At 63.7% G+C, this 25,479-nt stretch carries 21 protein-coding genes; 8 read left to right on the forward strand and 13 right to left on the reverse strand.

The window, feature by feature from the left end; genetic code table 11:
* The first annotated feature begins 64 nt into the window (after window positions 1–64).
* Entirely contained in the window at window positions 65–817 is a 753-nt protein-coding gene (locus tag H8S23_RS04840) for an RICIN domain-containing protein (protein WP_186887148.1), read from the forward strand.
* 682 nt (window positions 818–1,499) lie between these two features.
* Here the strand turns inward: H8S23_RS04840 and H8S23_RS04845 are convergent.
* The 3 genes from H8S23_RS04845 to H8S23_RS04855 are packed head-to-tail and all read right to left on the reverse strand — an operon-like array spanning window position 1,500 to window position 2,756.
* Entirely contained in the window at window positions 1,500–1,709 is a 210-nt protein-coding gene (locus H8S23_RS04845) for a hypothetical protein (protein ID WP_186887149.1), read from the reverse strand.
* Window positions 1,678–2,388: a hypothetical protein gene (locus tag H8S23_RS04850; protein ID WP_186887150.1), complete on the reverse strand. Its 711-nt coding sequence runs from the start codon at window positions 2,386–2,388 to the stop codon at window positions 1,678–1,680. The genes H8S23_RS04845 and H8S23_RS04850 overlap by 32 nt, the downstream gene beginning before the upstream one ends.
* Complete coding sequence (locus H8S23_RS04855; protein ID WP_186887151.1) at window positions 2,385–2,756, reverse strand: hypothetical protein; 372 nt, start codon at window positions 2,754–2,756, stop codon at window positions 2,385–2,387. The genes H8S23_RS04850 and H8S23_RS04855 overlap by 4 nt, the downstream gene beginning before the upstream one ends.
* A gap of 127 nt (window positions 2,757–2,883) precedes the next feature.
* On the opposite strand from H8S23_RS04855, the gene H8S23_RS04860 reads away from it, so the two are divergent.
* A complete protein-coding gene (locus tag H8S23_RS04860; protein WP_186887152.1) occupies window positions 2,884–3,435 on the forward strand; it encodes a TetR/AcrR family transcriptional regulator in 552 nt (183 codons plus the stop codon).
* Between the two features lie 864 nt (window positions 3,436–4,299).
* On the opposite strand, the gene abc-f is transcribed toward H8S23_RS04860, so the two are convergent.
* From abc-f to H8S23_RS04875, 3 genes are all read right to left on the reverse strand, one after another.
* Complete coding sequence (abc-f, locus tag H8S23_RS04865) at window positions 4,300–5,907, reverse strand: ribosomal protection-like ABC-F family protein (protein WP_186887153.1); 1,608 nt, start codon at window positions 5,905–5,907, stop codon at window positions 4,300–4,302.
* Window positions 5,908–6,454: 547 nt separating this feature from the next.
* Window positions 6,455–6,916, reverse strand: coding sequence for a C-GCAxxG-C-C family protein (locus tag H8S23_RS04870; protein WP_186887154.1), 462 nt, complete (start codon window positions 6,914–6,916; stop codon window positions 6,455–6,457).
* A gap of 14 nt (window positions 6,917–6,930) precedes the next feature.
* Window positions 6,931–8,109 (reverse strand): DEAD/DEAH box helicase, encoded by a 1,179-nt coding sequence (locus H8S23_RS04875; RefSeq protein ID WP_186887155.1) that lies wholly within the window; start codon window positions 8,107–8,109, stop codon window positions 6,931–6,933.
* A 236-nt stretch (window positions 8,110–8,345) separates the two neighbouring features.
* Here H8S23_RS04875 and H8S23_RS04880 point away from each other — a divergent pair, with 236 nt between their 5' ends.
* A complete protein-coding gene (locus H8S23_RS04880; RefSeq protein WP_186887156.1) occupies window positions 8,346–9,374 on the forward strand; it encodes a threonine aldolase family protein in 1,029 nt (342 codons plus the stop codon).
* A 781-nt stretch (window positions 9,375–10,155) separates the two neighbouring features.
* On the opposite strand, the gene H8S23_RS04885 is transcribed toward H8S23_RS04880, so the two are convergent.
* The 5 genes from H8S23_RS04885 to H8S23_RS04905 form a co-directional block, all read right to left on the reverse strand.
* The gene (locus H8S23_RS04885; RefSeq protein WP_186887157.1) at window positions 10,156–11,106 is read right to left on the reverse strand and encodes an ROK family protein; all 951 of its coding nucleotides are present in this window, start codon (window positions 11,104–11,106) and stop codon (window positions 10,156–10,158) included.
* A 132-nt stretch (window positions 11,107–11,238) separates the two neighbouring features.
* Window positions 11,239–11,385: a hypothetical protein gene (locus H8S23_RS04890; RefSeq protein ID WP_186887158.1), complete on the reverse strand. Its 147-nt coding sequence runs from the start codon at window positions 11,383–11,385 to the stop codon at window positions 11,239–11,241.
* A 240-nt stretch (window positions 11,386–11,625) separates the two neighbouring features.
* Window positions 11,626–13,545, reverse strand: a complete 1,920-nt coding sequence (locus H8S23_RS04895; protein ID WP_186887159.1) for a peptidoglycan DD-metalloendopeptidase family protein — start codon at window positions 13,543–13,545, stop codon at window positions 11,626–11,628.
* Window positions 13,542–13,925: a BlaI/MecI/CopY family transcriptional regulator gene (locus H8S23_RS04900; protein WP_186887160.1), complete on the reverse strand. Its 384-nt coding sequence runs from the start codon at window positions 13,923–13,925 to the stop codon at window positions 13,542–13,544. Before H8S23_RS04900 ends, H8S23_RS04895 begins: the two co-directional genes overlap by 4 nt.
* Window positions 13,926–14,390: 465 nt before the next feature.
* Complete coding sequence (locus H8S23_RS04905) at window positions 14,391–16,697, reverse strand: PP2C family protein-serine/threonine phosphatase (protein ID WP_186887161.1); 2,307 nt, start codon at window positions 16,695–16,697, stop codon at window positions 14,391–14,393.
* 520 nt (window positions 16,698–17,217) lie between these two features.
* Between H8S23_RS04905 and H8S23_RS04910 the strand changes: the two genes are divergently transcribed.
* The 5 genes from H8S23_RS04910 to H8S23_RS04930 all read left to right on the forward strand — a co-directional run bounded on the left by H8S23_RS04910 (window position 17,218) and on the right by H8S23_RS04930 (window position 24,017).
* Window positions 17,218–17,925, forward strand: a complete 708-nt coding sequence (locus H8S23_RS04910) for an ABC transporter ATP-binding protein (RefSeq protein WP_186887162.1) — start codon at window positions 17,218–17,220, stop codon at window positions 17,923–17,925.
* On the forward strand, window positions 17,919–21,539 hold the full coding sequence (locus H8S23_RS04915) for an FtsX-like permease family protein (protein WP_186887163.1): 3,621 nt from the start codon (window positions 17,919–17,921) through the stop codon (window positions 21,537–21,539). The genes H8S23_RS04910 and H8S23_RS04915 overlap by 7 nt, the downstream gene beginning before the upstream one ends.
* Before the next feature lie 310 nt (window positions 21,540–21,849).
* On the forward strand, window positions 21,850–22,185 hold the full coding sequence (locus H8S23_RS04920; protein WP_186887164.1) for a PadR family transcriptional regulator: 336 nt from the start codon (window positions 21,850–21,852) through the stop codon (window positions 22,183–22,185).
* Window positions 22,166–23,338 (forward strand): DUF2812 domain-containing protein, encoded by a 1,173-nt coding sequence (locus tag H8S23_RS04925; RefSeq protein ID WP_186887165.1) that lies wholly within the window; start codon window positions 22,166–22,168, stop codon window positions 23,336–23,338. Before H8S23_RS04920 ends, H8S23_RS04925 begins: the two co-directional genes overlap by 20 nt.
* A 25-nt stretch (window positions 23,339–23,363) precedes the next feature.
* Window positions 23,364–24,017, forward strand: coding sequence for a DUF2812 domain-containing protein (locus tag H8S23_RS04930; protein ID WP_186887166.1), 654 nt, complete (start codon window positions 23,364–23,366; stop codon window positions 24,015–24,017).
* A gap of 663 nt (window positions 24,018–24,680) precedes the next feature.
* Here the strand turns inward: H8S23_RS04930 and H8S23_RS04935 are convergent.
* Window positions 24,681–24,881, reverse strand: coding sequence for a nucleic acid-binding protein (locus tag H8S23_RS04935; protein ID WP_186887167.1), 201 nt, complete (start codon window positions 24,879–24,881; stop codon window positions 24,681–24,683).
* Window positions 24,882–25,025: 144 nt separating this feature from the next.
* Window positions 25,026–25,382, reverse strand: coding sequence for a VOC family protein (locus H8S23_RS04940; protein WP_186887168.1), 357 nt, complete (start codon window positions 25,380–25,382; stop codon window positions 25,026–25,028).
* Window positions 25,383–25,479: the final 97 nt, after the last annotated feature.

Consider the following 25,479-nt stretch of genomic DNA (forward strand, 5'->3'; position numbering starts at 1 on the left):
CCGCAGAGCGCTTGACTGCCCGTCCCGCTTTGGTATATAGTCGACTCCAAAGGAGTGTTGCAATATGGCAAAAACCGAATTTGTTTCCAATAGATACTATACCATCGCCGCCAAGACCACCGGCAGAGTGCTGGAGGTCGCTGATTTCAACCTGGAGAACGGCGGTCTTATCCAGCTGTGGGACGACGCCGGCGCCGAGAGCCAGCAGTGGAAGATCATCGAGGCCGGCAGCGGCTTTTACAAGATCATCTGCAAGCATTCGGAAAAGGCCGTGGATATCACGGTGGGCGGCACGCAGGACGGCGCCTGGGTCCACCAGTGGGATTTCGTCGGCGCGGACAACCAGCTGTGGGCCATTGAGGCCGCCGGCGACGGCTGCTACAAGATCAAATCCAAGCTGGGCGGCAAATGCCTGGACGTGGTTGGGATGAACGCGGTCAACGGCGCCAACATCCAGATCTGGGAGGACGTGGACGGCGACAACCAGAAATGGGTCATCACCGCCCTGCCCGCCAAGGCGGAAGCGGAAAGCGCCGCCCCTGCAGCGGAGAAGCCCGCCGCCAAAAAGGCCCCCGCAAAAAAGCCGGCTGCCAAAAAAGCGCCGGCGGCGAAGAAGGCTGCCCCGGCCAAAAAGCCTGCGGCCAAGACGGCCGCCGCAAAGGCGGAGGAAGCCCCCGCGGCCAAAAAGAGCCCGGCAAAGAAAACGCCCGCTAAGGCCGAGGCCGCAAAAACCGCGGCGCCCGCTGCGAAAACGGCGTCTGCCACAGCTGCGGCCCCGAAAGCGGAAAAGAAACCCGCTGCCCCCAAAAAGAAATAAAGGGAGGCCGCATCCCGGAAAAACAGCCCCTCTGCTGCGGTCCATAGCCGCTCTTGCGCCTGTCCCCGTCTTTCCCCTGTGGGCGGGAGGGCAAAGATCACAGCATCCGTCAAACAAAAAACCCGGCAGCCGCGCTGCCGGGTTTTTTCTGTCCAGGACCGCTGCAGAGCCGCTAAAACTCTGGTCCCGGCCGCTTTTCGCAGCGGCCTGACCAGGACGGCGGTGAAACGACTTATTTTGATTCGCCGTGGCCTGAGGACAGGCTACGTGGCTATTAAAAAACAATTTATCTTGATGGCCCCGCCCTCGCCGCTTGCGCGGCAACCGGGCGAATGGCCGAAAAAACAGCCTGCGGCTGTTTTTTATTGCTCCGCAATAAAAAACGACTTATTTTCATTCGCCGTGGCCTGAGGACAGGCCACATGGCTATTAAAAAACAGCCTGCAGCTGCTTTTTATTGCTCCGCAATAAAAACCAACTTATCTTGATTGGCCCTGCCCTCGCCGCTTACGCGGCAACCGGGCGAATGGCCGAAAAAACAGCCTGCGGCTGTTTTTTATTGCTGCGCAATAAAAACCAACTTATTTCCATTCGCCGTGGCCTGAGGACAGGCCACATGGCTATTAAAAAACAGCCTGCGGCTGTTTTTTATTGCTTATCCCCCGGGCCTCAGGAAACCGCGCTATTTGCTCTGCCGCCGCTGCGCTTGTTCCTGCCGCAGCTTTTCTTTTGCTTCAACTACAGTCTCCCCCTCTTTTGTGAGGTACGCGTCGACAAACCTGTCCTCAATTTTTGTGTACCCGGCCACCACGCCGTTTTCGATTTTGGAAAACCCCTCTGTCACAGCTTTTGCGATTTTTTCATTTGCCTGTACGAGTTTTGATTTTGCCATCTTTCGTGATTCCTTTCTTTATTCCCTTGCTCGTCATGAGAGCTCCCAAGATCAATATAAACAAGCAGACAGCGGCGCCGGTGAGCAGATCCATCAGGTCTCTTTCCCGGGCGTTCATGGCGCCGAAAGAAACGAGCATAGAGCGCTGCAGGGTCAAAACGGATGCCGCGGCTTCGGCGCAGCTGATGCCGCAGAGCGCCGCAGTCAGGGGAGAAGTGTTCTTGCGCTGCCCGGCCGCTTTCACGACCGTCCTGGTGATTTTGGCAAAGGTATAGGCCGCAATGATTATCATCACGATCTCATCGTGTTTGACCGCAATGTTCTGCGTCAGGCTGACAGCAACGACCGCGATCAGGACAAAGCTCAGCGCAGCCAATAATATGCCGGACAATTTCAGGACAAAGTACTCGGCATCCGCGCAGGTGCCGGGGTCCCGCCTGCCCCCGCACAGAACGGCAAAAAGGCGCGTGACGGCTAAGATCCCATAAAAAGCGCACATTGCCGCAAACCACAGCGACAGATTCACGGCCCCCAGCACCCCGTGATAAAGGGCATAACACAGGTTCAGCACAAATGCAGCAGCCGCCGGCAGCACCGTGCGGCGGCGCTGATCGCCGATAAGCTTTTGGGCCGTTTCCGTTCCGAAAAGCCGGAAGAGAAACAGCCGGGCCGCTTTCACTCCTTTATCCCTTTCGTCAAGGGGATCAGGCAAAGCAGGATCACAATGCCGACCAGGCCCAGTGCGATGCCCGCAGCCATTTTGTTCCATACCATACTAAAGCACATCCCGACGCCCAGGGCCAACGCGCCGATGATCCCCACCGCAATGCTCAAAACCGCTTTTCCGGAAAAGCGGACAGGGGCCTTATGCTCCAGTTTTCTCCACACCAGCAGTGTGAGCAGGGCGAGCAGCAGCCCCGTGCCGCCGAACACGACCCCCGGCTTGAATGCGCCCCATTCCGGGATGAGGGCCATGCACATCCCCAAAGCGAACAGCACCCCGCTTATGGTCCCCAGTATCATTGCGACAAAACTGCTTTTTTTCATCTCATACGCCTCCTGAATTTTTTATTAAAACAACAGTTGTTGTTTTAATCTGAATAGAGTATACTTTCTGTGACAGCCCAAAACAATCATCAATTTACAGCTAGGTGTTGAGATAAAGGAAAATTTTATGAATACGCCGAACAACAAACGAAAAAAAGAATCGATGGAACGGATGGAAAAGGTCTTTGTCGACCTGCTGCAAACCAGAGAGCTGGCGGAGATCAGGGTATCGGAGCTCTGCAAGCGGGCCGGAGTGAACCGCACGACTTTTTATGCAAACTATGCGGATATCTATGGGCTGGCAGATTCCATACGGGACAAGCTGGAAAACAATTTGTCCAGCTTGTATCAAAGCGAGATCGCACAGGGGTTCAACAGCAACGATTATTTGAAGCTGTTCCGCCACATCAGGGACAACCAGATTTTTTATCAGACCTATTTCAAGCTGGGGTATGACGATAACTATAAGATCTTCACTTATGATACCGAGCTTGCGCGCCGGCATTTCCAGAACCATTTCATTGAATACCATATGGAATTTTTCAAAAGCGGGATCACGAGAATCATCAAGCTGTGGCTGCAGACCGGGTGCAGAGAAAGCCCGGAAGACATGTACGAGATCGTCAAAAGCGAGTACCAGGGACGCGAGAAGTTTTTTTCTGCAGAAGAAGAGACATAAAAAACAGCCGCAGGCTGTTTTTTTGGCCATCCGCCCGGTTGCCGCGCAAGCGGCGAGGGCGGGGCCATCAAGATAAGTTGTTTTTTATTGCGCAGCAATAAAAAATAGCCGCAGGCTGTTTTTTTGACCATCCTCCCGGTTGCCGCGTAAGCGGCGAGGGCAAGGCCATCAAGATAAGTTGTTTTTTGAAAGAAAGCAATAAAAACCCGGCAGGTATCGCCCCGCCGGGTTTTCCCTCTCACGCGATATTGCCGCCCCATCTTCCCGTTCCCGAACGCCCTCTGCGGCAGAGGTATACAGCGCCGGAGACACCGGCGCTGCGCGCGGTCAAAACAACTGCCCGTGGCAGAGGCGCCGAGCCGCCGCTTTGGTCCCGGGGCGCAGCACCGCAATAGACCGGGCTGCGGGGATAAGTTTTTTGCGCACAAAAAGCTTTTTCCTTTTTAAAGGAAAAACCCGGCAGTGCCGCTGCCGGGTTTTACTGCTGCGCGTGCCGAAAAAAACGACGTGCTTTGCGGCTGGACCGCCGCACGGCGGCCGGTGAGAAAAAGCGTTCCAAGTTTGCCCCCGGCAAATTTGCAGCATCGGCCGCTGTGTCTGAGGTTTTGCGCTTTGTCAAGAGCGGAACGAAAAGCATTCCAAGTTTGCCCCCGGCAAACTTGCAGCATCGGCCGCTGTGCCTGAGGTTTTGCGCTTTGTCAGGAGCGGAACGAAAAGCATTCCAAGTTTGCCCCCGGCAAACTTGCAGCATCGGCCGCTGTGCCTGAGGTTTTGCGCTTTGTCAAAAGCGGAATGAAAAGCATTCCAAGTTTGCCCCCGGCAAACTTGCAGCATCGGCCGCTGTGCCTGAGGTTTTGCGCTTTGTCAGGAGCCGATGCGGTGCAGCTCTATCCTGCCGGTGGCCACCTGCTCCACAAAGCGGGCGTCGTGCTCCACAAAGATCATGGTGGCCGCGCTGGTGAGCAGCAGCTCTTCGATCTGCTCGCGGGAGGTCACATCCAGATAGTTGAGCGGTTCATCCCAGAGATACAGATGGGCCGGCCTGGCCAGGCTCACCGCCAGCAGCAGCTTTTTCTTCTGCCCGTCCGAACAGCGGGCAGCGTCCAGTTCAAACTGGCTGCGCTCAAACCCCAGCTTGCGCAGGATGGCGAAAAAGAGGGACGGCTCCAGCCCGTGGGCCCGGGGCCAGTCCCGCAGGTGGCCGCGGAGGCCGCCGGTGTCCTGCGGCACCACCGACACGGTCAGCCCGCTCTGCCGCCACAAAAGGCCGGTATGCCGCACATCCTGCCCGGCCAGCAGACGCAGCAGCGTGGTTTTGCCGCTGCCGTTGGGGCCGGTGAGGGCCAGCCGCTCTCCCTGTTCCAGCTCAAAGTCCAGCGGCGCAAAAAGCGGCGCAGCCCCATAGCCTGCCGTGAGTTTTTCCGCCCGCAGCAGCCGGCGCTGGCCGCAGGCCAAGGCCCCGATCTTCAGCGGCGCTTCCTCTTCCAGATTCTGCAGCAGCGACCGCTTTTCCTCCAGCGCGCGGGCCTGCCGGTTCTGCAGGTTTTTCGCGCTCTGCATCATCCTTGCCGCCTTTGCCCCGATGTAGCCCCGGTCGACCCGCAGGCCGCTGTTGCGGGTGCCGTATTTGGTGGATTCCACCGCGCGGCCCCAGTCCGCGGTGCGGGCGGCTGCCTCCTCCATGCGCCGGATCTCGCCCCGCAGGCGCTCGTCCCGCGCCTGTTCCCAGGCGTCGCGCCGGTCGCGGTTCTCTTTCCAGCTGGAATAGTTGCCCTGCTGCAGCTCCAGGTCCGCCCGGTTGATGGACAGGATGTGATCCGCCGCCGCGTCCAGCAGGGCGCGGTCATGGCTCACCAGCAAAAAGCCCCGTTTGCCTGCCAGATAGCGCCCCAGCAGCGCGCGCCCCTGCAGGTCCAGATGGTTGGTCGGCTCGTCGATGAGCAGAAAATTATTTTTGCGCAAAAACAGGGCAGCCAGCAGCAGCTTTACCCGCTCGCCGCCGGAAAGGCTCGAAAAGGGGCGGGACAGCGCGTCCTCCCCCACGCCCAGGCGCGCCGCCTCGCGGGTGAGCAGCGCGTCGATGGTATAGCCGTCCAGCGCCGCATACTCCCCCTCCAGCTCGCCGTACTCCGCCAGGGCCTGCGGGTCCCCGCGGGCCAGCAGCTGTTCCATCCGCCGCTCCATGGCCGCAAAGGGGGCCACGGCCTCTTTTGCGGCCGACAGCGCGGGCTGTTGCTGCGCGCCCGGCGGCAGCGAAAACGGAAAATAGGAAAAGCGCACCGAAGCGCGGATCGCGCCGGCGCTGTCCAGTTCGCCGTTCAGCAGCCGGAGCAGCGTGGTCTTTCCCCGCCCGTTGCGGCCCACCAGCCCCAAACGCCAGTCGGTGTCCAGCGTCAGGGACACGTCGCGGAAAACGGGCTCAAACCCGTCCTCATAAGTGTAGTGCAGATGTTCGATCTTTATCTGAGACATAGTACCTCCCTGTTCTGCAGCGGCGCGCGGCGGGACGGCTTTTTGCCGCCGGCCGGAAACGGGCGTCCCGCCTGCGCAGCCGGCAGCTGTGCTCCTGCGCCAGCGCGCCGGCCGGAAAAGCGCCTTGCCCGCTTTGCAGCGGAACTCTTTTTTAGGGGGCTGCGCGCCGCCGCCCGGTCCAATAAAAAAAGCCGCGGGACCCTCCCGCGGCTTTACCGGGCGCGCCAAAGCGCGCCTTTTTTCAGAAAGCCGCACGGACCTGTGGCCCGGCAGCGCTCTGAAAAACGGAAAGATGCGGAATAACGATCCCTTTTCTGCCATGCGCCGCCCGGCCGCGCCAAAGCGCAGCCCGCGTACCCATGAGCGGTCAAAAGGATGTTATTTGCGCATCTTCCCACTTCCCATCTCAGAATTTATGGCCCTATCATAGCATGCCCGCAGACGGCTGTCAACCGCCCGCAGAAGTCTCTCTCCGCCGCTGTTGCTCTGCGCGGCCGGCCGCCGCGCGCAAAAAACCGCCCGGACCATGGCCGGGCGGCCTGCATTTTTATTCCTGCGCTGCGGCCTGCGCCAGAAAGTCGGCCAGCAGGTCGGCCGCATCCCGACAGAACTCGCCGCAGCGGCGGTCGTGATAATACTGCGGCGTGCGGGGCGACGCCTGGGGGCTGCCCTCCGCCCTGTCCAGCCCCAGCAGCTCGCGGCAGATGATGCTGCCGTGCTTTTCCCGAAACGCGGCGCAAAGCTGCTGCACCATGGCATAAGTCTCCGTCTTTTCCGGCCCGGAGGTCGGCGTGTGGTACCCGCGCAGCAGCCCGGCGGCCATCGTCATGCCGGTGATGGCCCCGCAGACCTCTCTCTGGCGGCCCACGCCGCCGCCCAGGCCGCTGGCCAGCCGCAGCGCCGTCTTTTCTTCCAGCCCCATCTCCCCGCAAAAAGCCGCAAAGGTGGACTGGGCGCAGTTATACCCCTCGCAGAACAGGGCATAGGCGCGCTCTCCGTTTTTGCTCATCGTCTTTCCCCCTCTCAATTGCTGTACAGCACCCGGATGCCCCCGGCGGACCAGGGGTTGGGCTGCACTTCCACCAGCTTGCCGAACTGCAGGCGCACCTCGGTGACCTCGCTCTGGGTGTAGCGGATCATCTCGCGCACCCGTTTTTTATCCTCGGCAGTGTAGAGCAGAAAGCTGACCCCCTCTTTTTTCGCCCGGCCCGTGCGGCCGATGCGGTGCAGATAATACTCGTTGGTCTGGGGCAGATCGTAGTTGAACACCACCTGCACGTCCGACACGTCGATGCCGCGGGCAGCCACGTCGGTGGCCACCAGCACGTCCACATCCCCGGCGCGGAAGCGCCCCATGATCTTATTGCGCTCGCTTTGGGGCATATCCCCGTTCAGGCACTCAGCCTTGAAATTGAGGCCGATGAGCTGGTTGCAGAGCGCCTCGGTGGCATATTTGGTGTTGCAGAACACCATGGCCCGGGTATAGCCGTGCCGGACCATGATCTCGGTCATGTCCGCCAGCTTGTTGCGGCCGGTGGTGAGCAGGCTGTACTGGTCGATGCGGGGCGCGCTTTCCTCCACCGGCTCCACCGTGATCTCCTCCGGGTTCTTTTGATATTTCCAGCTGATATCCATCACCTCGCGGGAGATGGTCGCCGAAAACATGTGCAGGTGCCTGCGGGCGGGCAGATGATCGACGATCTTCATCACGTCGCGGTAAAAGCCCATGTCCAGCATCTCGTCCGCCTCGTCCAGCACCACGGCGGCGATGCCGCGCACGTCGATGGTGCGGTGGTCCATGTGATCCTGCATGCGGCCCGGGGTGGCCACGACGATCTGCACCCCCTCTTTCAGCCTGCGGATCTGCTTTTCAATGGGCTGGCCCCCGTAGACCGCCGCGGTGCGGATGCCGGGCAGAAAGGCCGTCAGGCTGCCCAGCTCCTCTGTGATCTGCAGGCAGAGCTCGCGGGTGGGGCAGAGCACCAGCGCCTGCGGTTTTGCCAGTGCCGGGTCGATGCCCTGGATGAGCGGCACGCCGAAAGCGCAGGTCTTGCCGGTGCCGGTGGGGGCTTTTGCCACCACGTCCCTGCCTGCAAGCATGAGCGGGATAGCCTTTTCCTGCACCTCGGTCAGCTCGGTAAAGCCCATCTTGTCGATGGCCTGTTGGATCTCCTCTTTGATGCCAAGGGAACTGTAGTCCATAGCCTGAATACCTCTTGTCTGATTTGTTCTTCCCGCCCGCCGCGCCGCCTTGCGCGGAAAGGCCGTTATCCCTGCTATTGTAGCACACCGGGGCGCGGCATTGCAACGCGCCGCGCCGGGGCGGCAGGCCGCAAACCTTTTTCTTCTCACAGCCCCGCCGCCGTGCTATAATCATCATATCGAATACCAACGGACCGATTTTCATATTTCTGCAAAAAGAGAGGGGATGGGGAAGCATGATCTGCTTCAACAACGACTACAGCGAGGGCGCCTGCCCGGAGATCCTGGCCGCGCTGGCGGACGAAAACCTGCGACAGAACCCGGGCTACGGCATGGACGGGCACTGCGCGGCGGCGGCGGCGCGCATCCGCGCGCTTGCGGGCTGCCCCGGCGCGGACGTTCATTTTCTCGTCGGGGGGACCCCGGCCAACCTCATCAGCCTGACCGCTTTCCTGCGCCCCCATCAGGCGGCCATCGCGGCGGAGAGCGGGCATATCGCCGTCCATGAGGCGGGCAGCATCGAGGCTGCCGGCCACAAGGTGTGCACCGTGCCCGCCCCGGACGGCAAGCTGACGCCGGACCTGGTGCGGCAGGTGGCGCTGGCCCACACCGACGAGCACATGGTGCAGCCCCGGCTGGTCTTTATCTCCGATTCCACCGAGGTGGGCACGGTCTACAAAAAGGCCGAGCTCGCCGCCCTGCGGCAGGTCTGCGATGAGCTGGGGCTGTACCTTTACCTGGATGGCGCCCGTCTGGCCAGCGCCCTTGCCTGCGCGGAAAACGACCTGACGCTGGAGGACATCGGCTCGCTGACGGACGCCTTTTATCTGGGCGGCACAAAAAACGGCATGCTGATGGGCGAGGCCGTGGTGGTGAACAACCCGGCGCTGAAAGACGGCTACCGCCATATCATGAAACAGCGGGGCGGCATGCTGGCCAAGGGCTGGCTGCTGGGGCTGCAGTTTGAGACGCTGCTGCGGGACGGGCTTTATTTTAAGCTGGCCGGGCACGCCAACGCCATGGCGCAGAAGCTGGCGGCCGCCTTTGCCGCCGCGGGCTGCGGCTTTGTGGCCCCCTCTCCCACCAACCAGATCTTCCCCATCCTGCCCCTGGCCGCTGTGGAAAAACTGAGCCCGCGCTATGGCTTCGAGCTTTGGGGCACCCCCGAGGACGGCATGCAGGCGGTGCGCTTTGTGTGCAGCTGGGCCACCCGGGAAGAGGACGTGGAGGCCCTGATCGCGGATCTGAAAACCGCCCTGGCCTGAGAGGCGCGCGCCGGCGGGCCCTCCTTGCGCCCGCGGGGCAGCAGGGCAAAAAGTATCCGCGCAGAAAAGGAGGGCGCACAGACCAGCGCCCTTCCTCAAAAACGACCGTTCCTGCCCGGCGAAGCTGCCGGCGGGGCGGTCGTTTTTTGTCAGCGGACCGGCGTCCGGGGCGTCTGCGTCCGCACTGCCGCCGTGCAAACAGGTCTTTCGGCGGCTTGCCGGGCCCGGTGCGCGGCCCACCCCGTCTGGGGCCGGGCCGGGGCAAAGGGTTTTTGCGGGCCGCTTGTCCGGCCTGGCCGCCCTGTTTCAGGCCGAGGCAAAAAGCTTCTCGGGCCGCTTGCTCGGCCCAAGCGCCGCTCCCCCTTTTCGGTTTGCGGTGTGCTCCATCCCCCGCCTGCCTGCGCCGCAGAGACGCACCTGCGCGCGGTCAGATGGCGCGCAGGTCCCGCTTCTCACGCGCTTTCCAGCGGTCCCCCGCGGGCAGCCTGCAGCGTAAAATTTTGAAAAAGAGGACCGGCGCCGGGGCGGTCAGCACTGCGGGGACCACACCAGCGCGGAGGAACAGCGCGCGGGGCCCCTCTTCTCCCGCTTTTCCAGCGCCGTCTGGCCCGGCGCCTCCGCACAAAAAAATGCCGCTTCCGGGACACGGAAGCGGCGCTTTTGTGTGGGGACAAAAGAGAAGGAGAGGACGACGCCCGCGTCCTCTCCCCTCAAAAGCCGTGTTTTGTGCGCGGCCCGGGACCGCCGCTCTTTTTACAGCGCCCGCCGGGCCGCGGCGGTCTCAGCGGTACTGTTCCAGCGCGGCGGCGCCGATGACGCCCACGTCGTTGCCCAGCGCCGCCATGCGGATGACCGGGGCGAATTTTTCGCCCACAAACATTTCGCGCACCACGATCTCACTCAGGCGGCGGCAGAGCCAGTCGCCCTCTTTGCTGATGCCGCCGCCGACCACGATGGCCCGCACCCCGAAGCTGTTGGCCACATTGGCCAGAAACTGGCCCATGTACTCGATAAAGCGGTCCATGAGCTCTTTGGCGACCGGGTCCCCCGCCTTGCCGCAGTCAAAAATGTTTTTGCCGTTGAGGGCCTGTCCCTCCCGGCGCAGCTTTGCCAGCATGCTGTCGGGATGGGCGTCCGCGGCGCGGTTGCCGTCCCGGATGAGCGCAGTGAAACTGATGTAGGCCTCGGCGCAGCCGTTGCGCCCGCAGGTGCAGGACTCGCCGCCGCAGATCAGGGTGGTGTGGCCCAGCTCGGGCGCGCTGGAGCCCGCGGGGCAGAACAGCTTGCCGTCCATGACGATGCCGCTACCCACCCCCGTGCCGATGGTGATCAGCGCCATCGACGTGTTTTCCGCCGCGGCGCCCGCGACAAACTCGCCCAACGCCGCGCAGTCCGCGTCGTTGGCCACCCAGGTGCGGATGCCGGTCTTTTGCCGCACGGCGGCGGCCAGGGGCACGTCGTGCCAGTTCAGGTTGTTGGAAAAGATAATGCTGCCGGTCTCTTTGTCCGGGGTGCCGGGGCTGCCGATGCCGATGCTGCCCACGTCGGCAGGGGTGAGCTTTGCCCGCTGCAGCAGGGTGTCCACCAGCCGCGCCATATTGTCGGTGATATAGTCAAAGCCCTTTTCCGGCTGGGTCTTGACCGCCGCCTTGTCGAGCAGCCGGTACTGTTCGTCCGCCAGCCCGGCCACGATGTTGGTGCCGCCCAGGTCGATGCCAATGGTGTATTTCATCCTGTAAAACCCCTTTGTCTCTCTTTCCGCCGGCGTGGGCGGTATTTTTCTGGTCTTATTGTACCACCCGCCCCCGCCCCAGACAAGCCGAATTTTGCGCCAAAAGCCGCGCCGGACACAAAAAAAGAGGGCCTATCTGGCCCTCTCCCTGTTCTTTATGTACTGCCGCTGTTCCTCTTCATCCGCGGGGCGGATGTGGGCGCTGCCGCAGCCGGGGCAGTGGAACACCTCGCCCTGCCGCTCGAACAGGAATTTGCAGTTCTCGCAGACATAGATCAAACTTTACTTCCCCCCGCATGAAACTGTGATGCATGACACAAATACAATTATAATGGAGCGGGCCGGAAAGTCAAGCGGAAGGCTGTCGATTCTTTTCGTCTCTTTTTTTGTTCTGCAGCTGTTTTGAGACATTTTCAAAGAGCGGCAAACAGCAATATCTTCCAGGCCGCCGCCAGGAAACGGGCCGCCGCCGACCGCCTCTTTCACCGAAAAACCGGGCGCGGACGCCCGGTCTTTTTACTATTCCGCCGCCTGCGCGGAGCTCTGGTCCGCCGTCAGGCCGTAAGCGGTCTGTATCTCTTCGCCAAACCAGCGCACCGGGTCGGTCTGCACGCCGTCCACCCTCACCTCAAAATGGCAGTGATCGCCGGTGGAATCGCCCGTGTTGCCCACATAGGCGATCACCTGGCCCTGGCTGACCGCCTGGCCCGCGCTGACCGCAAGGCCGCTGCATTGGCCATAGAGGGTCTGCACCCCGCCGCCGTGGTCGATGATGACGTGGATGCCGTAGCCGGACGCCGTGGTGTCGGCATAGGTGACCACGCCGCCCTGCGCCGCATAGATCGAGGTGCCGTAGGCCGCCGCAAGGTCGATCCCGGCGTGTTCTTCCGCCCCGGTAAACCCGCGCTGAAAATGTCCATAACCCTCGCCTACCGGGAACGCGAGCGTGCCCTCTGCAGGCGCGGTCTCGGCCGGCTGCTGCTCCAGATAGGGGACCGGGTCCACCGGCGCGCCGTCCAGGCGGACTTCAAAGTGGCAGTGCGGGCCGGTGGACATGCCCGTATTGCCCACGGTGGCGATCACCTGGCCCTGCTCCACCGTCTGGCCCGCTTCCACCCGCAGCTCGTCGCAATGGGCGTAAAAGGTCTTGATGCCGCCGTGATCCAGCAGCACATAAAGGCCGTTTTCCTCATCCGTCCCGGCGTCCTCCACCGTGCCCGCCTGGACGGCCAGGATCTCGCTTCCGCTCTCGGCGCGCAGGTCCGCGCCGCCGTGTTCCTGCGGCCCCGCAAAACCACGGCTCATCCCCTTATACCCCTCGGCGATCGGGAACAACAGCTTTTCCGCCTGCGGGGAGGAAAGACCCGCGCCCGCCGCGGCGGAAGAGGCGCCTTCCCCTGGGGCACTGATCGAGACAGGGGCCGAACTGCTCTCCCCCATGCCGGAAGCGGCGCAGGAGGTGAGCGCGCCGCCCGTCGTCACCGCCGCTGCCAGCAGCACCGCCAGCACGCGGCGGCCGGGGGCCTGCGTATTCTTTTCCATCAGCATCAAAAGCCTCCTTTTAAGGCTGCGCCCGGCGGCGGAAAAGCCGCTTGCCGGCGCAGGGGCGCGCGCGGCGTGAAAGCGGAGCAGAGCCGCGCCATAGGCAATCTTTTCCCGCGCTGAAAAACTGCGGGTCACCGCCGCGTCGCAGGCGCATTCGCAGCTCTGCTCCACCAGGCGCCGCAGCAGCCAGGCGGCGGGATTGTACCACTGCAGGACCGCCACCAGCAGGGCGGCCCATTTATAGACCACGTCCCCCGCCCGCCAGTGGCAGAGCTCGTGCGCCAGCGCATAGCGCAGATCGTCGTCCTGCGGCAGGCCCTCGGGCAGCAGGATCACCGGGCGCAGCAGGCCCAGCAGCATGGGCCCGCCCACCCGGGACGAGACGCGCAGCCGGGGCAGCCGGCATCCCTGCAGCCCCAGGCCGTCGGCCACGCTGCGATAGAGCTGTTCCAGCCCCCCATCCTGCGGGGCGGCGCTCTGCCGCGCGGCCGCGCGGACAAAGGCCAGATAATCCGCCAGCAGCAGCAACAGCAGCGCCGCCGCACCGGCCAGCCAGATCAGTACCGTCAGCTTTTGCCATGAAAAGACGGCCCGGCCCGCCGCGGGGGCCTCCACGGCCGCACGGTAGACCTCGGCCGCCTGCGCCACCGGCGCGGGCAGGGGGCTGTCCGCGACCTGGCGCACCGGCCCCACCGCCGGCACTGCAGCCGCGCCGCTGCTGCGGGGCAGCGGCAACAGCACACAGAACAGCACCAGCGGCACCAGACAGAGCGCCTTTTGCAGCTTTGCCGCGCCCAGCCGCACAAAGGCCGGGCGCGCCGCGAACAGCAGCAGCGCACAGGCGCCGCCTGCCAGCGAGGCGGGCAGCAGCCAGTCAAAAAAGACCCGCATCATCCGCGCCCCCCTCCCCTTTGCTCTTCCAGCCAGGCCTGCAGCTCTTCCAGCTCGCCGGGCGCAAGCCGCCCTGCCTCGCACAGCGACGCCACCATCCGCTTGACGTTTCCGCCGTGCATCTCCTCCAGGAACTGCGCCGTCTCGCTGCCCTCGTACTGCCCCCGGGTCACGGCCGGGGCGTAAAGGTTGGCCCGCCCCCGCTTGGTGACGGTGAGCATCCCCTTATCGGCCAGGCGGGACAAAAAGGTCAGCACCGTGGTGGTCTTCCACTCCCGCTCGCCCGCCAGGGACGCCCGCAGCGCTTCGCAGGTGACCGGCTCCCCTGCGGCCCACACATGCCGCATGACCTCCAGCTCCGCGGCGCTCAGCTTTGCATTCATCGCTTTCACCTCTTTATCCGCTTTTGCCGTTGTTTCTACACTTTGTAGTAGTTATATACTACATCACGTAGAATATGTTGTCAATCTCCCACATGTGAAACTTTTATTTTCTCCGCGCCCCGGCGGCGGAGGGCGCACGCTTTTCTCTTTTTACTGCCCGCCGGACCGGGAGCGGCGGCCCGTTCGGGATGGGCCGCACAGAAAAAGTCATTTCATCAAGGCGCGCGTCTCCGCCGGCGTCTGTTCCGGCACAGGCCACACAAAAAACCCCGGCAAAACCGGGGTTTTCGTATATCCAAAGCGCGTCCGTGACAGCCCGCACAGGCCGCGGCTCCTACTCCGGCACTCCGCCGTGGGGCGGATGCTTTTCTGCCCGCGGGCAGGACATCGGTGCTATCTCCCCCTGCGGCGGCCATGCCGGGACGGCGCTCGACGCTTTGCAGCTTTTTCCTCCGTTCCCACGGTTCAGTCCCGGCGGTCCAGCCGCAGCACTGCGATCGTGATATCGTCCCGGTGGCCGGTCTCCCGGCGCGACGCGCCCTCCAGCAGCGCGTCGGCCACCGTCTTTGCCTCTTCGGCCGCCAGGCGTTCCAGCTCCGCTTTGAGCCACTCATCCCCGGCGCTGATCGCCCCGTCGCTGACCATGACCGCAAGGGAACCGTCCCCCAGCGCGGTGTGGGCGCTGCGGCCCACCACCCCGCCTAAAATGCCCACGGGCAGGCTTTCGGTGGCCAGCGCGACCGCCCGTCCCCGTTTTACCACATAGGTGGGCGCCGCGCCGGCCTTGAACAGGTCGCAGCGTCCGGTGTAAAGGTCCACGGTGAGCAGGTCGAGGGTGGCGCCCGCGTCCTCCCCTTTCAGGGAAAGGGCCACATTTACCAGGCGGGCGGCCGACGCGCCCTCAAAGCCCGCGTCGATGAGCTGACGGCTCAGGGTGGCGGCCAGCACCCCGTCCACCGCCGCCGCCTTGCCGGTGCCCATGCCGTCGCAGAGGATCATGTGCGCCCGGCCGCGCACGTCGCAGAAGGTCTTGACCGCGTCGGCGGAAACGCCGCCCGCTGCGCTGCGTCCGGCGGTGGCGAACTGCGCTTCATAGGGCGCGGCCTCATAAAATTCAAACTGGCTCGCAGCGCCTCTGGCGGTGTGCCGCGTACAGACGAACCTGCGCCCGCAGCAGGCGGAAACCTCGGCGCAGAGCTCCTGCAGCGCTTCGTCGGACAGGCCTGCCCGGCCGGTCTTCACCGTTACGCGGCAGCGCCCGTCCCGCGTGATCACCGCCGCCGCGTCCAGCGGCGGCAGCCCCACCGCATAAAAAAGGTCGCTCACTTTGGCCGCGCGCCGGTTGTCCAGCACCGTCTCCTCAAACAGCTCGCCCGCCACCTGTCCCAGCGCGTCGGCGACCGCCGTATACTGCTGCGTCAGGGCGCTGCGCAGCACCCCGGTGCGGGCGGCCACGGTGCGCCGGGTGAGATAATCGCTGTAGTACCGGCTGATCGCCCCGGCCAGCACCGCCGGCCGCACACAGAGCGCGGCCAGCGGCCCGGGCAGCGTCTCGCTGGTGATCTCCCTCCCGGCGCTCAGCGCCTCCTTGACCGAGGTGAGGCCGTCCATCGTGTCGCTGCAGTGGGCGACCCAGCAGTTGGTGCGGGACGGGCATTGGGCGCAGGGCCCCTCCGCCACCCGGTCGTACAGGTCATTGAGCGTGACCTGCGGGCCGGGCAGATGGCGGCAGACCTCCTCCACCGTGGTGCCCACCTGGCACAGCGCGTCGCTGAGGGCATAGAGCCGGGCCGAGACATGGCTGGTCAGCACCGCCTCGCTGACCGCGTTCTCCCCCGGCTCCAGCACAGGCTCCAGCACCGAGACCGGCAGCGCCAGAAAGACCAGCGCGGAAACGCCGGCCCCCACCAGATACCACAGCCCGGGCAGCGGCTCGGGCGCGCCGAACAGGCCCAGACAGGAGGCGGCGAAAAAGCAGCCCGCCATCGCCGGCCGGCCCCTGTCGCGGAAAGCGGCGGCCGCCAACCCGGCCGCCCCCAGCCCCAGGCCCATCCAGGCATTTGCCGGCGCCCCGAGATAAAGCATGACGGCCCCGGCCAGCGCCATCACCGCTGCCCGCCCCGCGCCCGAGAGGGCCAGCGCCAGCAGCAGCACTCCCAGCGCCGCGCAGCCAAGGTTCACCCCCAGCAGACAGATGCGCCCCAGCCCCAGCAGCGCCGTGCCGGCGCAGATCACCGCCGCCCCCTGCACCGCGCCCGGCTGCGAGAGCGGCGGCCGCCCCGCAGCCAGCGGCGGCAGCGCGATGGAGAACATCACCGCCATGCCGATGGCGAGCAGCCCCTCGGAAACGGTGTTAAAGACGGCCAGCGGCCCCTCGCCCAGCCGCAGGGTGTATACCGCCTGCGCCGCCAGCAGCGCGGCCGCCCCAAACAGGGACGAGGCGGCCGCCGGGTCCAGCCGGGTCCTGACCTTTGTCAGCAGCAGCCGCACTGCACCCGCCGCCAGCAGGCCCGCCAGATATTTGCCGCTCATCGAAAACGGCAGGCTGATGGCGCTGCCCACCACCGCGCCCGCCGTGGCGGCCAGCAGGCCGCCCTGCGGCACCCCCGCCACCAGCGCCACCCCAAAGGGCGCCAGATCACCGAACAGCGTGGTGCCCGCCAGCAGGGCCGAAAAGCCGGCCACAGCCAGCTGGACCAGCATCGGCAGCGCCTGTTCCCACGACCGCCGCAGGTTTTGCGCCAGCCGGGAGGAACGCAGTTTTTCCACCATAATTTGATAACCATCCTTTCACCGTGCGCCGGGCTTGTCCCTTTGCGGACGGCCCCGCCGCCCGCGGGGCCCGCGCCCCTGCCGCGCGCCCGCAGTTCTGACCGGCCCGCCCGGCTCATATACTTGTGCGGCACTATTATAGCCTTTGCCCCGCTGAGAAAGGGGGCGAATACTGGGTTGTGCCAGTTTGGGACACAAACCCCGCCGTTTCGCAGCGCCCTGTCCGCGCCGGGCGAAAAACGGCTCCGACAAATTCGCCCAAAAGCGTTGATTATCTTCAAAATCCGCAGTTTTTTACAGTTCGTTCATTTATTTTGGTTTTTCAATCTGTTAAGATAGACATCAGCGGGAGCAGCCGGCCGCCAGACGGCCCGGGGCCCGGGCGGGCGGTTTTGCCGCCCTGTCCGGCGCACGGCCCGCAGGGCTTTTCATCTCAACATTTTTCAACGAACAGGCTGCCCCCGCACCCGGCCCGGCCGGGTGCCGTTTTTTCTGGCGGCCGCCTTGGGGAGGGGATCGGATGGAGGAGCACTTCATCACCTTTGACAACGTGTGCAAATTTTATCAAATGGGGCAAAACCGCATCGCGGCGGCCGACCACATCAGCTTTTATGTGGACAAGGGCGAATTCTGTGTGATCGTGGGCCCCTCCGGCGCGGGCAAGACGACGGTGCTGAACATGCTGGGCGGCATGGACACCTGCGACGAGGGGCGCATCCTGCTGGACGGCGATCTGGTGAGCGAGTACAGCCAAAAGCAGCTCACCGCCTACCGCCGCCATGACGTGGGGTTTGTGTTTCAATTCTACAATCTGGTACAGAACCTGACCGCGCTGGAAAACGTGGAGCTTGCCAGCGAGATCTGCCGCGACCCGCTGCCCGCCGGCGAGATGCTGCGGCAGGTGGGCCTGGCGCAGCGGATGGACAATTTTCCCGCCCAGCTGTCCGGCGGCGAGCAGCAGCGCGTCTCCATCGCCCGGGCGCTGGCAAAAAACCCGAAGCTGCTGCTCTGTGACGAGCCCACCGGCGCGCTGGACTACAACACCGGCAAGCAGGTGCTGGCCCTGCTGCAGGACACCTGCCGCAGCACCGGCCGCACCGTTATCGTCATCACCCACAACAGCGCCCTGACCGCCATGGCCGACCGGGTCATCCGCATCAAAAGCGGCAAGGCGATCTCCAATCAGGTCAACGCCCATCCCATCCCCGTAGAAGAAATCGAGTGGTAACCTTGAACAAAAGCTATCGCAAAAACGTCTTTCGCACCATACGCGGCACCATGAGCCGCTTTCTGGCCATCTTCGCCATCGTGGCGCTGGGGGTCGGCTTTCTTGCGGGGCTGCTCTCCACCACCCCCGACATGCGGTATTCCGGCGACAGGTACTTCGACGACACCCGCCTGTTCGACATCCGCACGCTGGGCACCCTGGCCCTGAGCAAAGGGGACGTGGAGGCCATCCGCGCGGTGGAGGGGGTGGACGAGGTGATGCCCGCCTACTCGGCCGACATGCTGGTCAACACCCCGGGGGGCGACACGCTGGTCACCCGCATCCACAGCCTGCCGCTGGACGAGATCGAGGAGCAGGAGCCCCAGGGCTGGCTGAACCGGTTCCAGGTGGTGGAGGGCCGGGTACCGGTCAAGGAAAACGAATGCGTCATCGAGGCGGGCAGCCAGTACGGCGGCGCGTCGGTAAAGATCGGCGACCTGCTGACGGTCTCGGACGAGAACAAGGACCCGGACGCCACCCTTGCCCGGCGGGAGTTCAAAGTGGTGGGCGTGGTGGAGAGCAGCTATTACTTTTCCATCGAGCGGGAACCCGCCAGCGTGGGCAGCGGCACGATCGGCCTGATCATGTATGTGGGCGGGGACAGCTTTGCGCTGGACGCCTACACCGACGTGTATCTGACCGTGCAGGGCGCGGCCGGGCTGAACTGTCTTGCCGCGGAGTATGAAGATCTGGTCAGCGCAGTGGCGGACCGCATCGAGGAGATCAGCGGCGCGCGCAGCGCCATCCGCTACCGCGAGGTCAAGGCCGAGGCGGAAGAAAAGCTGGCCGACGCGCGGGCCGAGTATGAGGACGCCCAGGCGGAAACCGACGAAAAGCTGGCCGACGCAGAGCGCCAGCTGGCCGACGGGCGGGCCGAGGTGGAGAGCGGCGAGGCCCGGCTCCGGGACGCAAAAGCCCAGATCAGCAGCGGCGAAAAAGAGCTGGCGCAGAACCGGGAGACCCTGCCCGGCACCCTCACCGACAAACAGCAGGAGCTGGCCGCCGGGCAGGCCGCCCTGATCGACGCCAAAGCGCAGCTGGAGGAAAACGAGGCCCTTTTGGCGGAAAAACAGCAGCAGCTGGCCAGCGCCAAGGCCCAGCTGGAGACCGCCAAGCAGCTGGTCTCCACGCTGGAGCCGGTGCTGGCCCAGGCGGAGGCGCAGCTGCCCGTGCTGGAGGCCGCCATCCCCCCGCTGCAGCAGACGGCGCAGCAGGCGCAGGCGTCCTACGACGCTGCCGTGTCCTCCACCGATCACAATGCCAAAAAAGCGGCCTATGAGCAGGCCGAGGCCGTTCTCGCCGCCAACGGCGGCCACGCCAGCTATGAGGAGTGGGAGGCCGCCGACCCCGCCGCCGCCCAGGCGGCAAAAGCCGGGCGGGACGCGGCAAAAGCCGAATTCGACGCCGCCGACGCGGTGGTCGCCCCGCTGAAAACCGCGCTGGACACCGCCAACGCCCAGCTGGACGCCGCCCAGCGCGCCTACGAGACGGCCAGCCAGTCCGCCGCAGCGGCGCGCGGGCAGCTGGAGGACGCCAAGGAACAGATCGCCGTGGGCGAGCCGCAGATCGCGGAGGGCGAGCGGCAGATCGCCGAGGGACAACAGAAACTGGCCGAGGCCCGCAGGCAGATCACCGAGGCGGAAAAGCAGATCGCCTCGGGCCAGACAGCCCTTTCGCTGGCCCCCGGTCTGGCCCAGCTGCAGCTGGATCTGGCGCAGTACAAGCTGGACAGCGCCAGGGCGGAGGTGTCCAGCGGCGAAGCGCAGCTGAGCGATGCCAGGGAGCAGCTGGAACAGGGCGAAAAGGAGTACCGCACCCAGAAAGCCGACGCAGAGCGCCAGCTGGCCGACGCCCGGCAGCAGCTCGACGACGCCCAGAAGCAGATCGACGAGCTGGAAGAGCCGGAGTGGTACGTGCTCACCCGGGACGCTAACGTGAGTTATGCCTCTTTCAAGGCCAATGTGGAAAAGGTGGAGGCGGTGGCAAAGGTCTTTCCCATCTTTTTCTTTCTGGTGGCGGCGCTGGTCGTGCTGACCACCATGACCCGGATGGTGGAAGAAGAGCGGCTGCAGATCGGCACCATGAAAGCGCTGGGCTACGGCAGGGGCGCGATCATGATGAAGTATGTCTGGTACGCGCTGATCGCCTCGGCGGCGGGCAGTGCGGCCGGCCTGCTGGTCGGCCTCAACCTGCTGCCCACCGTGATCTGGAACGCCTACACCATGATGTACCGGCTGCCAAAGCTCTACTGCCTGTTCAACGTGCCGTTTGCGGTATTCTCCTCCGGCACGGCCATCTTCTGCACCCTGGCCGCCACCCTCAACGCCTGCTGGACCACCCTGCACGAGTGCCCGGCCAGCCTGATGCTGCCCCGCGCGCCAAAGGCCGGCAAGCGCATCCTGCTCGAGCGGATCGGCTTTGTCTGGAAGCGGATGAAATTCACTTACAAGGTGACCGCCCGCAACCTGTTCCGCTATAAAAAGCGCTTTTTCATGACCGTGATCGGCATCTCGGGCTGTACGGCGCTGCTGGTGACCGGTTTCGGGCTGCATGACTCGATCAGCGACATCGTCAACCGGCAGTTCGGCAAGATCTTCACCTACAACCTCTCCATCACCCTCAAAAGCGAGGAGGACCTGCAGGACGACGCTCTGCGCAAGCTGCTGAACGACGGCGACGAGATCACCGCTTTCATGGCAGCCCACCAGGAGAAAAGCTCGAACACCTATGACGGGGACACCTTCAACACCTATCTTTACGTGCCGCAGGACCCGGAGCTGCTGCCCCAATTTGTGGACCTGCACACCCGCAGGGGCGGCCATCCCGTACAGCTGCAGCCGGACGGCATCGTCATCACCGAAAAGATGTCCGAGCGCACCGGCAAAGACGTGGGGGACACCATCGAGCTGGAGAACAGCGACCACAAGACGGGCACTTTCACCATCACCGGCGTGGTGGAGAACTATGTGGAAAATTACGTCTACCTGACCGGGGAGCTGTATGAACAGCAGTTCGGGCGGCACCCCGATTACAAGCTGGTGGCCGCCCACACCGCCGACACCTCGCAGCAGGGGCGGGACGCGCTGAGCGCCAAGCTGTTCGAGCTGGACTGCGTGTCCGGCGTGAGCTTTACCGACGACCTGAAAGCCAGCTTTTCCAACATGATGCAGAAGATCGACACCATCGTGGTGGTGCTCATCGTCTGCGCCGGCCTGCTGGCCTTTGTGGTGCTGTACAACCTGACCAACATCAACATCACCGAGCGGGAAAAAGAGATCGCCACCATCAAGGTGCTGGGCTTTTTCGACAAGGAGGTCTCGGCCTACGTCTACCGCGAATCGGCGGTGCTCTCGCTCATCGGCACGCTGGCCGGGTTGGTGCTGGGCGTCTTTCTCCACATGTTCGTCATCTATACCGTGGAGGTGGACGCGGTGATGTTCGGCCGCTCGATCCAGCCGCAGAGTTATCTCTTCGCCGCGCTGCTGACCCTGCTGTTCTCGCTGCTGGTCAACCTGGTGATGCACCGCAAGCTGAAAAAGATCAGCATGGTGGAGAGCATGAAAGCGCCGGAATAAAAAACGCCCCGGCAGACGCGCCAGCGCAGAAAAACAGCCTTTCCGGCCCCGGGCCCTGCGCCCGCAGCCGCCCGCAGACTCAAAAGCCGCGCTCCTTTGGAGTGCGGCTTTTTTGCGGCGCTCCCGGCGCGGGCCGGGCGGGCGGCAGCTCCAAAAACGGCGACGCCCGAAACGCAGCCAGGGGCGGCGGGCGGCGGCGCGTTTGCCCCTTGACATTTTTTTGCGGTCCTTCTATTATTATGTTAGACGATATATCGTCACGCGTAATATCGATGCACGCAACATTTCCGGACGGGAGGGGGCGGACGGCATGGGCTATACAGGCGGGCCGATGACCGAGGCGATGTATTATGTGCTGCTGGCCCTGCTGGAGCCCAGCCACGGCTACCGGCTGATGCAGGCGGTGGGAGAGGTCTCCGGCGGCCGGGTAAAGATGGGGCCCGGCACCCTGTACGGGGTGCTGTCGCGGCTGGAAGAGGACGGCCTGATCCGCCGCCTGCCGGACCGCGTCACCCGGCGCAAGACCTATGAGCTCACCCCGGACGGGCGGGAGGCCCTGTTCACCGAATATCACCGGCTGGAAGAGATGATACGGGACATGAAGCGCATGAAGGAGGCGATCCGCCATGACGGAGAAAACAGCTGACCGCGGGCCGCGCCGCCGCTGGCGGATGCACCCCGCCCTGGTGCTGGAGCGGGTGGGCGGACTGGAGAATTACTATGGCCAGCAGGCGCGCAGAGGCCTGCTGCTGCAAAGCGCGGGCAATTTTCTGGACTGCTTTGCCGTAGAGGAGCCGCGGCGGATGCGCTACCGGGCGGAACCCTGCCTGAACAGGCGGGAGGCCAAAGAGGGCCCAGACTACGACCGCCGGGCCTTTTACGCTGAGGCGGGCTGGGACTATCTCGGCACCGGCGGGGACCTGCATTTTTACAGCAGCCCGGCAGACTCGGGCGCAGAGGAACTGCACACCGACCCGCAGGACTTTGCCCCGGTGCTGCGGCGCCAGCGGCGCGTCAGTTTTTGGTTTTCGCTGGTGCTGGGCCTGCTGCTGCTCGTGCTGTTTTATCTGATCGCCGCGGGGTATCCCCCCCGGCCCAGCGACCTGTTCCAGCTCGCGCTGCTGACGCTCTGCCTGGCGCTGCTGCTGCCCGGGCTGGTGCGGGATGGGCTCTGGCTGGCCCGCAGGCGCTGGCGGCGCCTGCCGCCGGTGGACCACGAGGCCCCCGTGCCCCGGTGCATCACGCTGCGCAACCGGCTGCTGCCTCTGCTGTTGATCGTCGCGTTCAATCTTGGCCTGCCGCTGGCGCGGAACGCCATTGACCATGGAGCGCTCCGGCCGCTGGACCAGGCCGCTCCCGGACAGCTGCTGTTCACGCTGGCCGATACCGACGGGCCGGGCCTTGCCCACACTGAGCTCGGCATAACCGCCAGCCAGCCGGACAACACGTTCCGCGCTTTTTTTGCGCTGCCGGGCTATCGGTTCTGCGAGATGAACGAGACGGCGGAAAAAAACGGGGATATGCTGCTCTACCTCTCCGTGGAGCACGCCCGCTGCCGCAGCGAGGGCGAGGCCCGGCGGGTGCTGGGCAAAATGCTGGACCGCTACGGCTGGGTTGGGGACTTTGCGCCGGTGGCTGTGGACGGCCTGGACGAAGCCTACCAGAATGTCAGCATCCCCTATTGGTATCTGGCCCGCCGGGGCGAACAGGCGGTCTGTGTCTACTACAGCGGCAGCCTGTCCTCGGACGCGCTGTTCTCTCTGCTGGCCGAACGGCTCGCGGAACAAACAGCCGGCTGATGCCGGCGGAACAGGAGGCAAAAAGATGACGCTCAAGCGTTTTTCCCTGCGTCCCACCGGCCTGCTCTCCATCGGCCAGATGGAGCACCGGCTGGCCGACCTTGCCGCCCGCGGCTGGCTGCTGTGCGGGGCAAACTGGCTGTTCGACGTCTTCGAGCGCGCCCGGCCCGCCCGGATGCGCTATCGACTGGAGCCCTCGCAGGAGGAAAAGCCCGGCGACCCGCCGCCCTATGAAAAGCAGCGGCTCTGCCGGGAGGCGGGCTGGGCGTATATCGCCACGGCCGACAAGCTGCACGTCTACGCCAGCCCGGCGCAGGCGGACGCACCGGAGCTGCACACCGACCCGGCGGAGCTCGCCGCCGCGATGACCGGCTACCGCAATTATTACACCACCCAGGCCGGGGCTGCCGGGATCATGTCCGCCCTCAACACATTTTTCCTGTTTTCCCACTGGACGCGGCAGGGGGCGTGGAGCCTGGGGCTGGCGGCGTTTTTTCTGCTGCTGGACCTTTGGATGCTCTGCCGGCTGATCTTTTTGATCCGCAGCCTGTGGCGGCTGCAAAGGGACCTTGCCGAGGGGCGGCCCATCGACCATCAGCAGCCCTACAAAAGGACGCTCTGGGGCGCCTGGTCGGCTGCCCTTGCCCTGCTGGGGGCAGGTCTGCTGCTGTTTTTTTGACCTCCTGCTCTGCGGGACCTTCCCGCCATGGTTTTTCCGCCGCCCGTATCTCTATGATCTCCGTTTCCAATACCTTCCCCTTTGCGCACTTCGGTTTTTCATAAAACGGCCCCCTGCTGCAGTTTTGCTTTCCTGCATCAGGGGGTCGTTTGTCTGTCATCCGTTTTTACCGGGGCCGTTCAGAGCGCCCAAACAGCCGTTTTCCATCGCTTTGCCCGAGGCCGCCCTGCAGCTTTCGAATCCCCGGCCACGGCGGATAGAAAGCTGGGGGAGTAACAAAAAACGACTTCCCTTGATTGACCTTGTCCTTGCCGCTTTGCGACAACCGGGCGCATGGCCAAAAAAAGCCTGCGGCTATTTTTTATTGCTCCGCAATAAAAAATGACTTATTCTTATTCGCCGTGGCCTGAGAACAGGCCACATAGCTACTAAAAAATAGCCTGCGGCTATTTTTTATTGCTCCGCAATAAAAAACAACTTATTTCGATTCGCCGTGGCCTGAGGACAGGCCACATGGCTACTAAAAAATAGCCTGTGGCTATTTTTTATTGCCTTGCCGAACAGCAAAAAAGCAGAGGCGCGGGTCTCCTTGCAAAGACGGAGGCCTGCGCTTCTGCTTTTTTATTTTTCTTCCGCTCCGTTTCTGTGCACCCTGTGGATAAGTTATTTTTTCAACTTGTCTACATCCTCAAGATAGATAGAAACTTCGCCGCAAGCAGGACAAATTGCGACCTTGGGTTCTCCCATACGACCGCCCCACCATTTGTTTTCGTCATCCGTTAAAATAATCCCATATGCTGCACCTTTCACCTTTATGCCGCAGTCTTCTATCATCACGCTATCGCATCTGATGCATTTACGCATATTCTTAAAATCCTCTCCAAATAACGATCCATACCATTCCTCTGGACACCCAAAGCCGAATGGGAAATTGCTTTTCCGCCCCGCGCTCCCCCACCTTTGCCGTGGGGAGAGGGGCGGCCTGCCCGGCTGCGCGCGGCGCTTTTGTCAGCGCTGCGGCACGATCTCGATCCAATAGCCGTCCGGGTCCTCGATAAAATAGATGCCCATGGCGGGGTTTTCAAAGCAGATGCATCCCATCTGCTCATGCTTTTTGTGGGCGGCCTCGATATCCGCCGTGGTCAGGGCCAGATGGAACTCCCCTTCGCCCAGATCATATTTTTCCGTGCGGCCGTGCATCCAGGTCAATTCCAGCGCAAAGCCGCCCGTCCCGTCGCCCAGATAGACCAGCGTAAAGCCGTCTCCCTCTTTTCTGCGCACCGGCTCCAGCCCCAGAGCCTCTTTGTAAAAAGCAAGGCTTTTTTCCAGGTCCAACACATTGAAATTGAAATGATCGAATTTCATCCCGCAAAACGCTCCTCTCTTCAAAGCCTGTCCCAAACCCCGCTGAAAAAACAGACGGCGCACAAACGCGGCGCAGCAGCACAGAAAGCCGCGCGCA

The organism is Anaerofilum hominis (assembly GCF_014287275.1).
Lineage (GTDB): Bacteria > Bacillota > Clostridia > Oscillospirales > Ruminococcaceae > Pygmaiobacter > Pygmaiobacter hominis.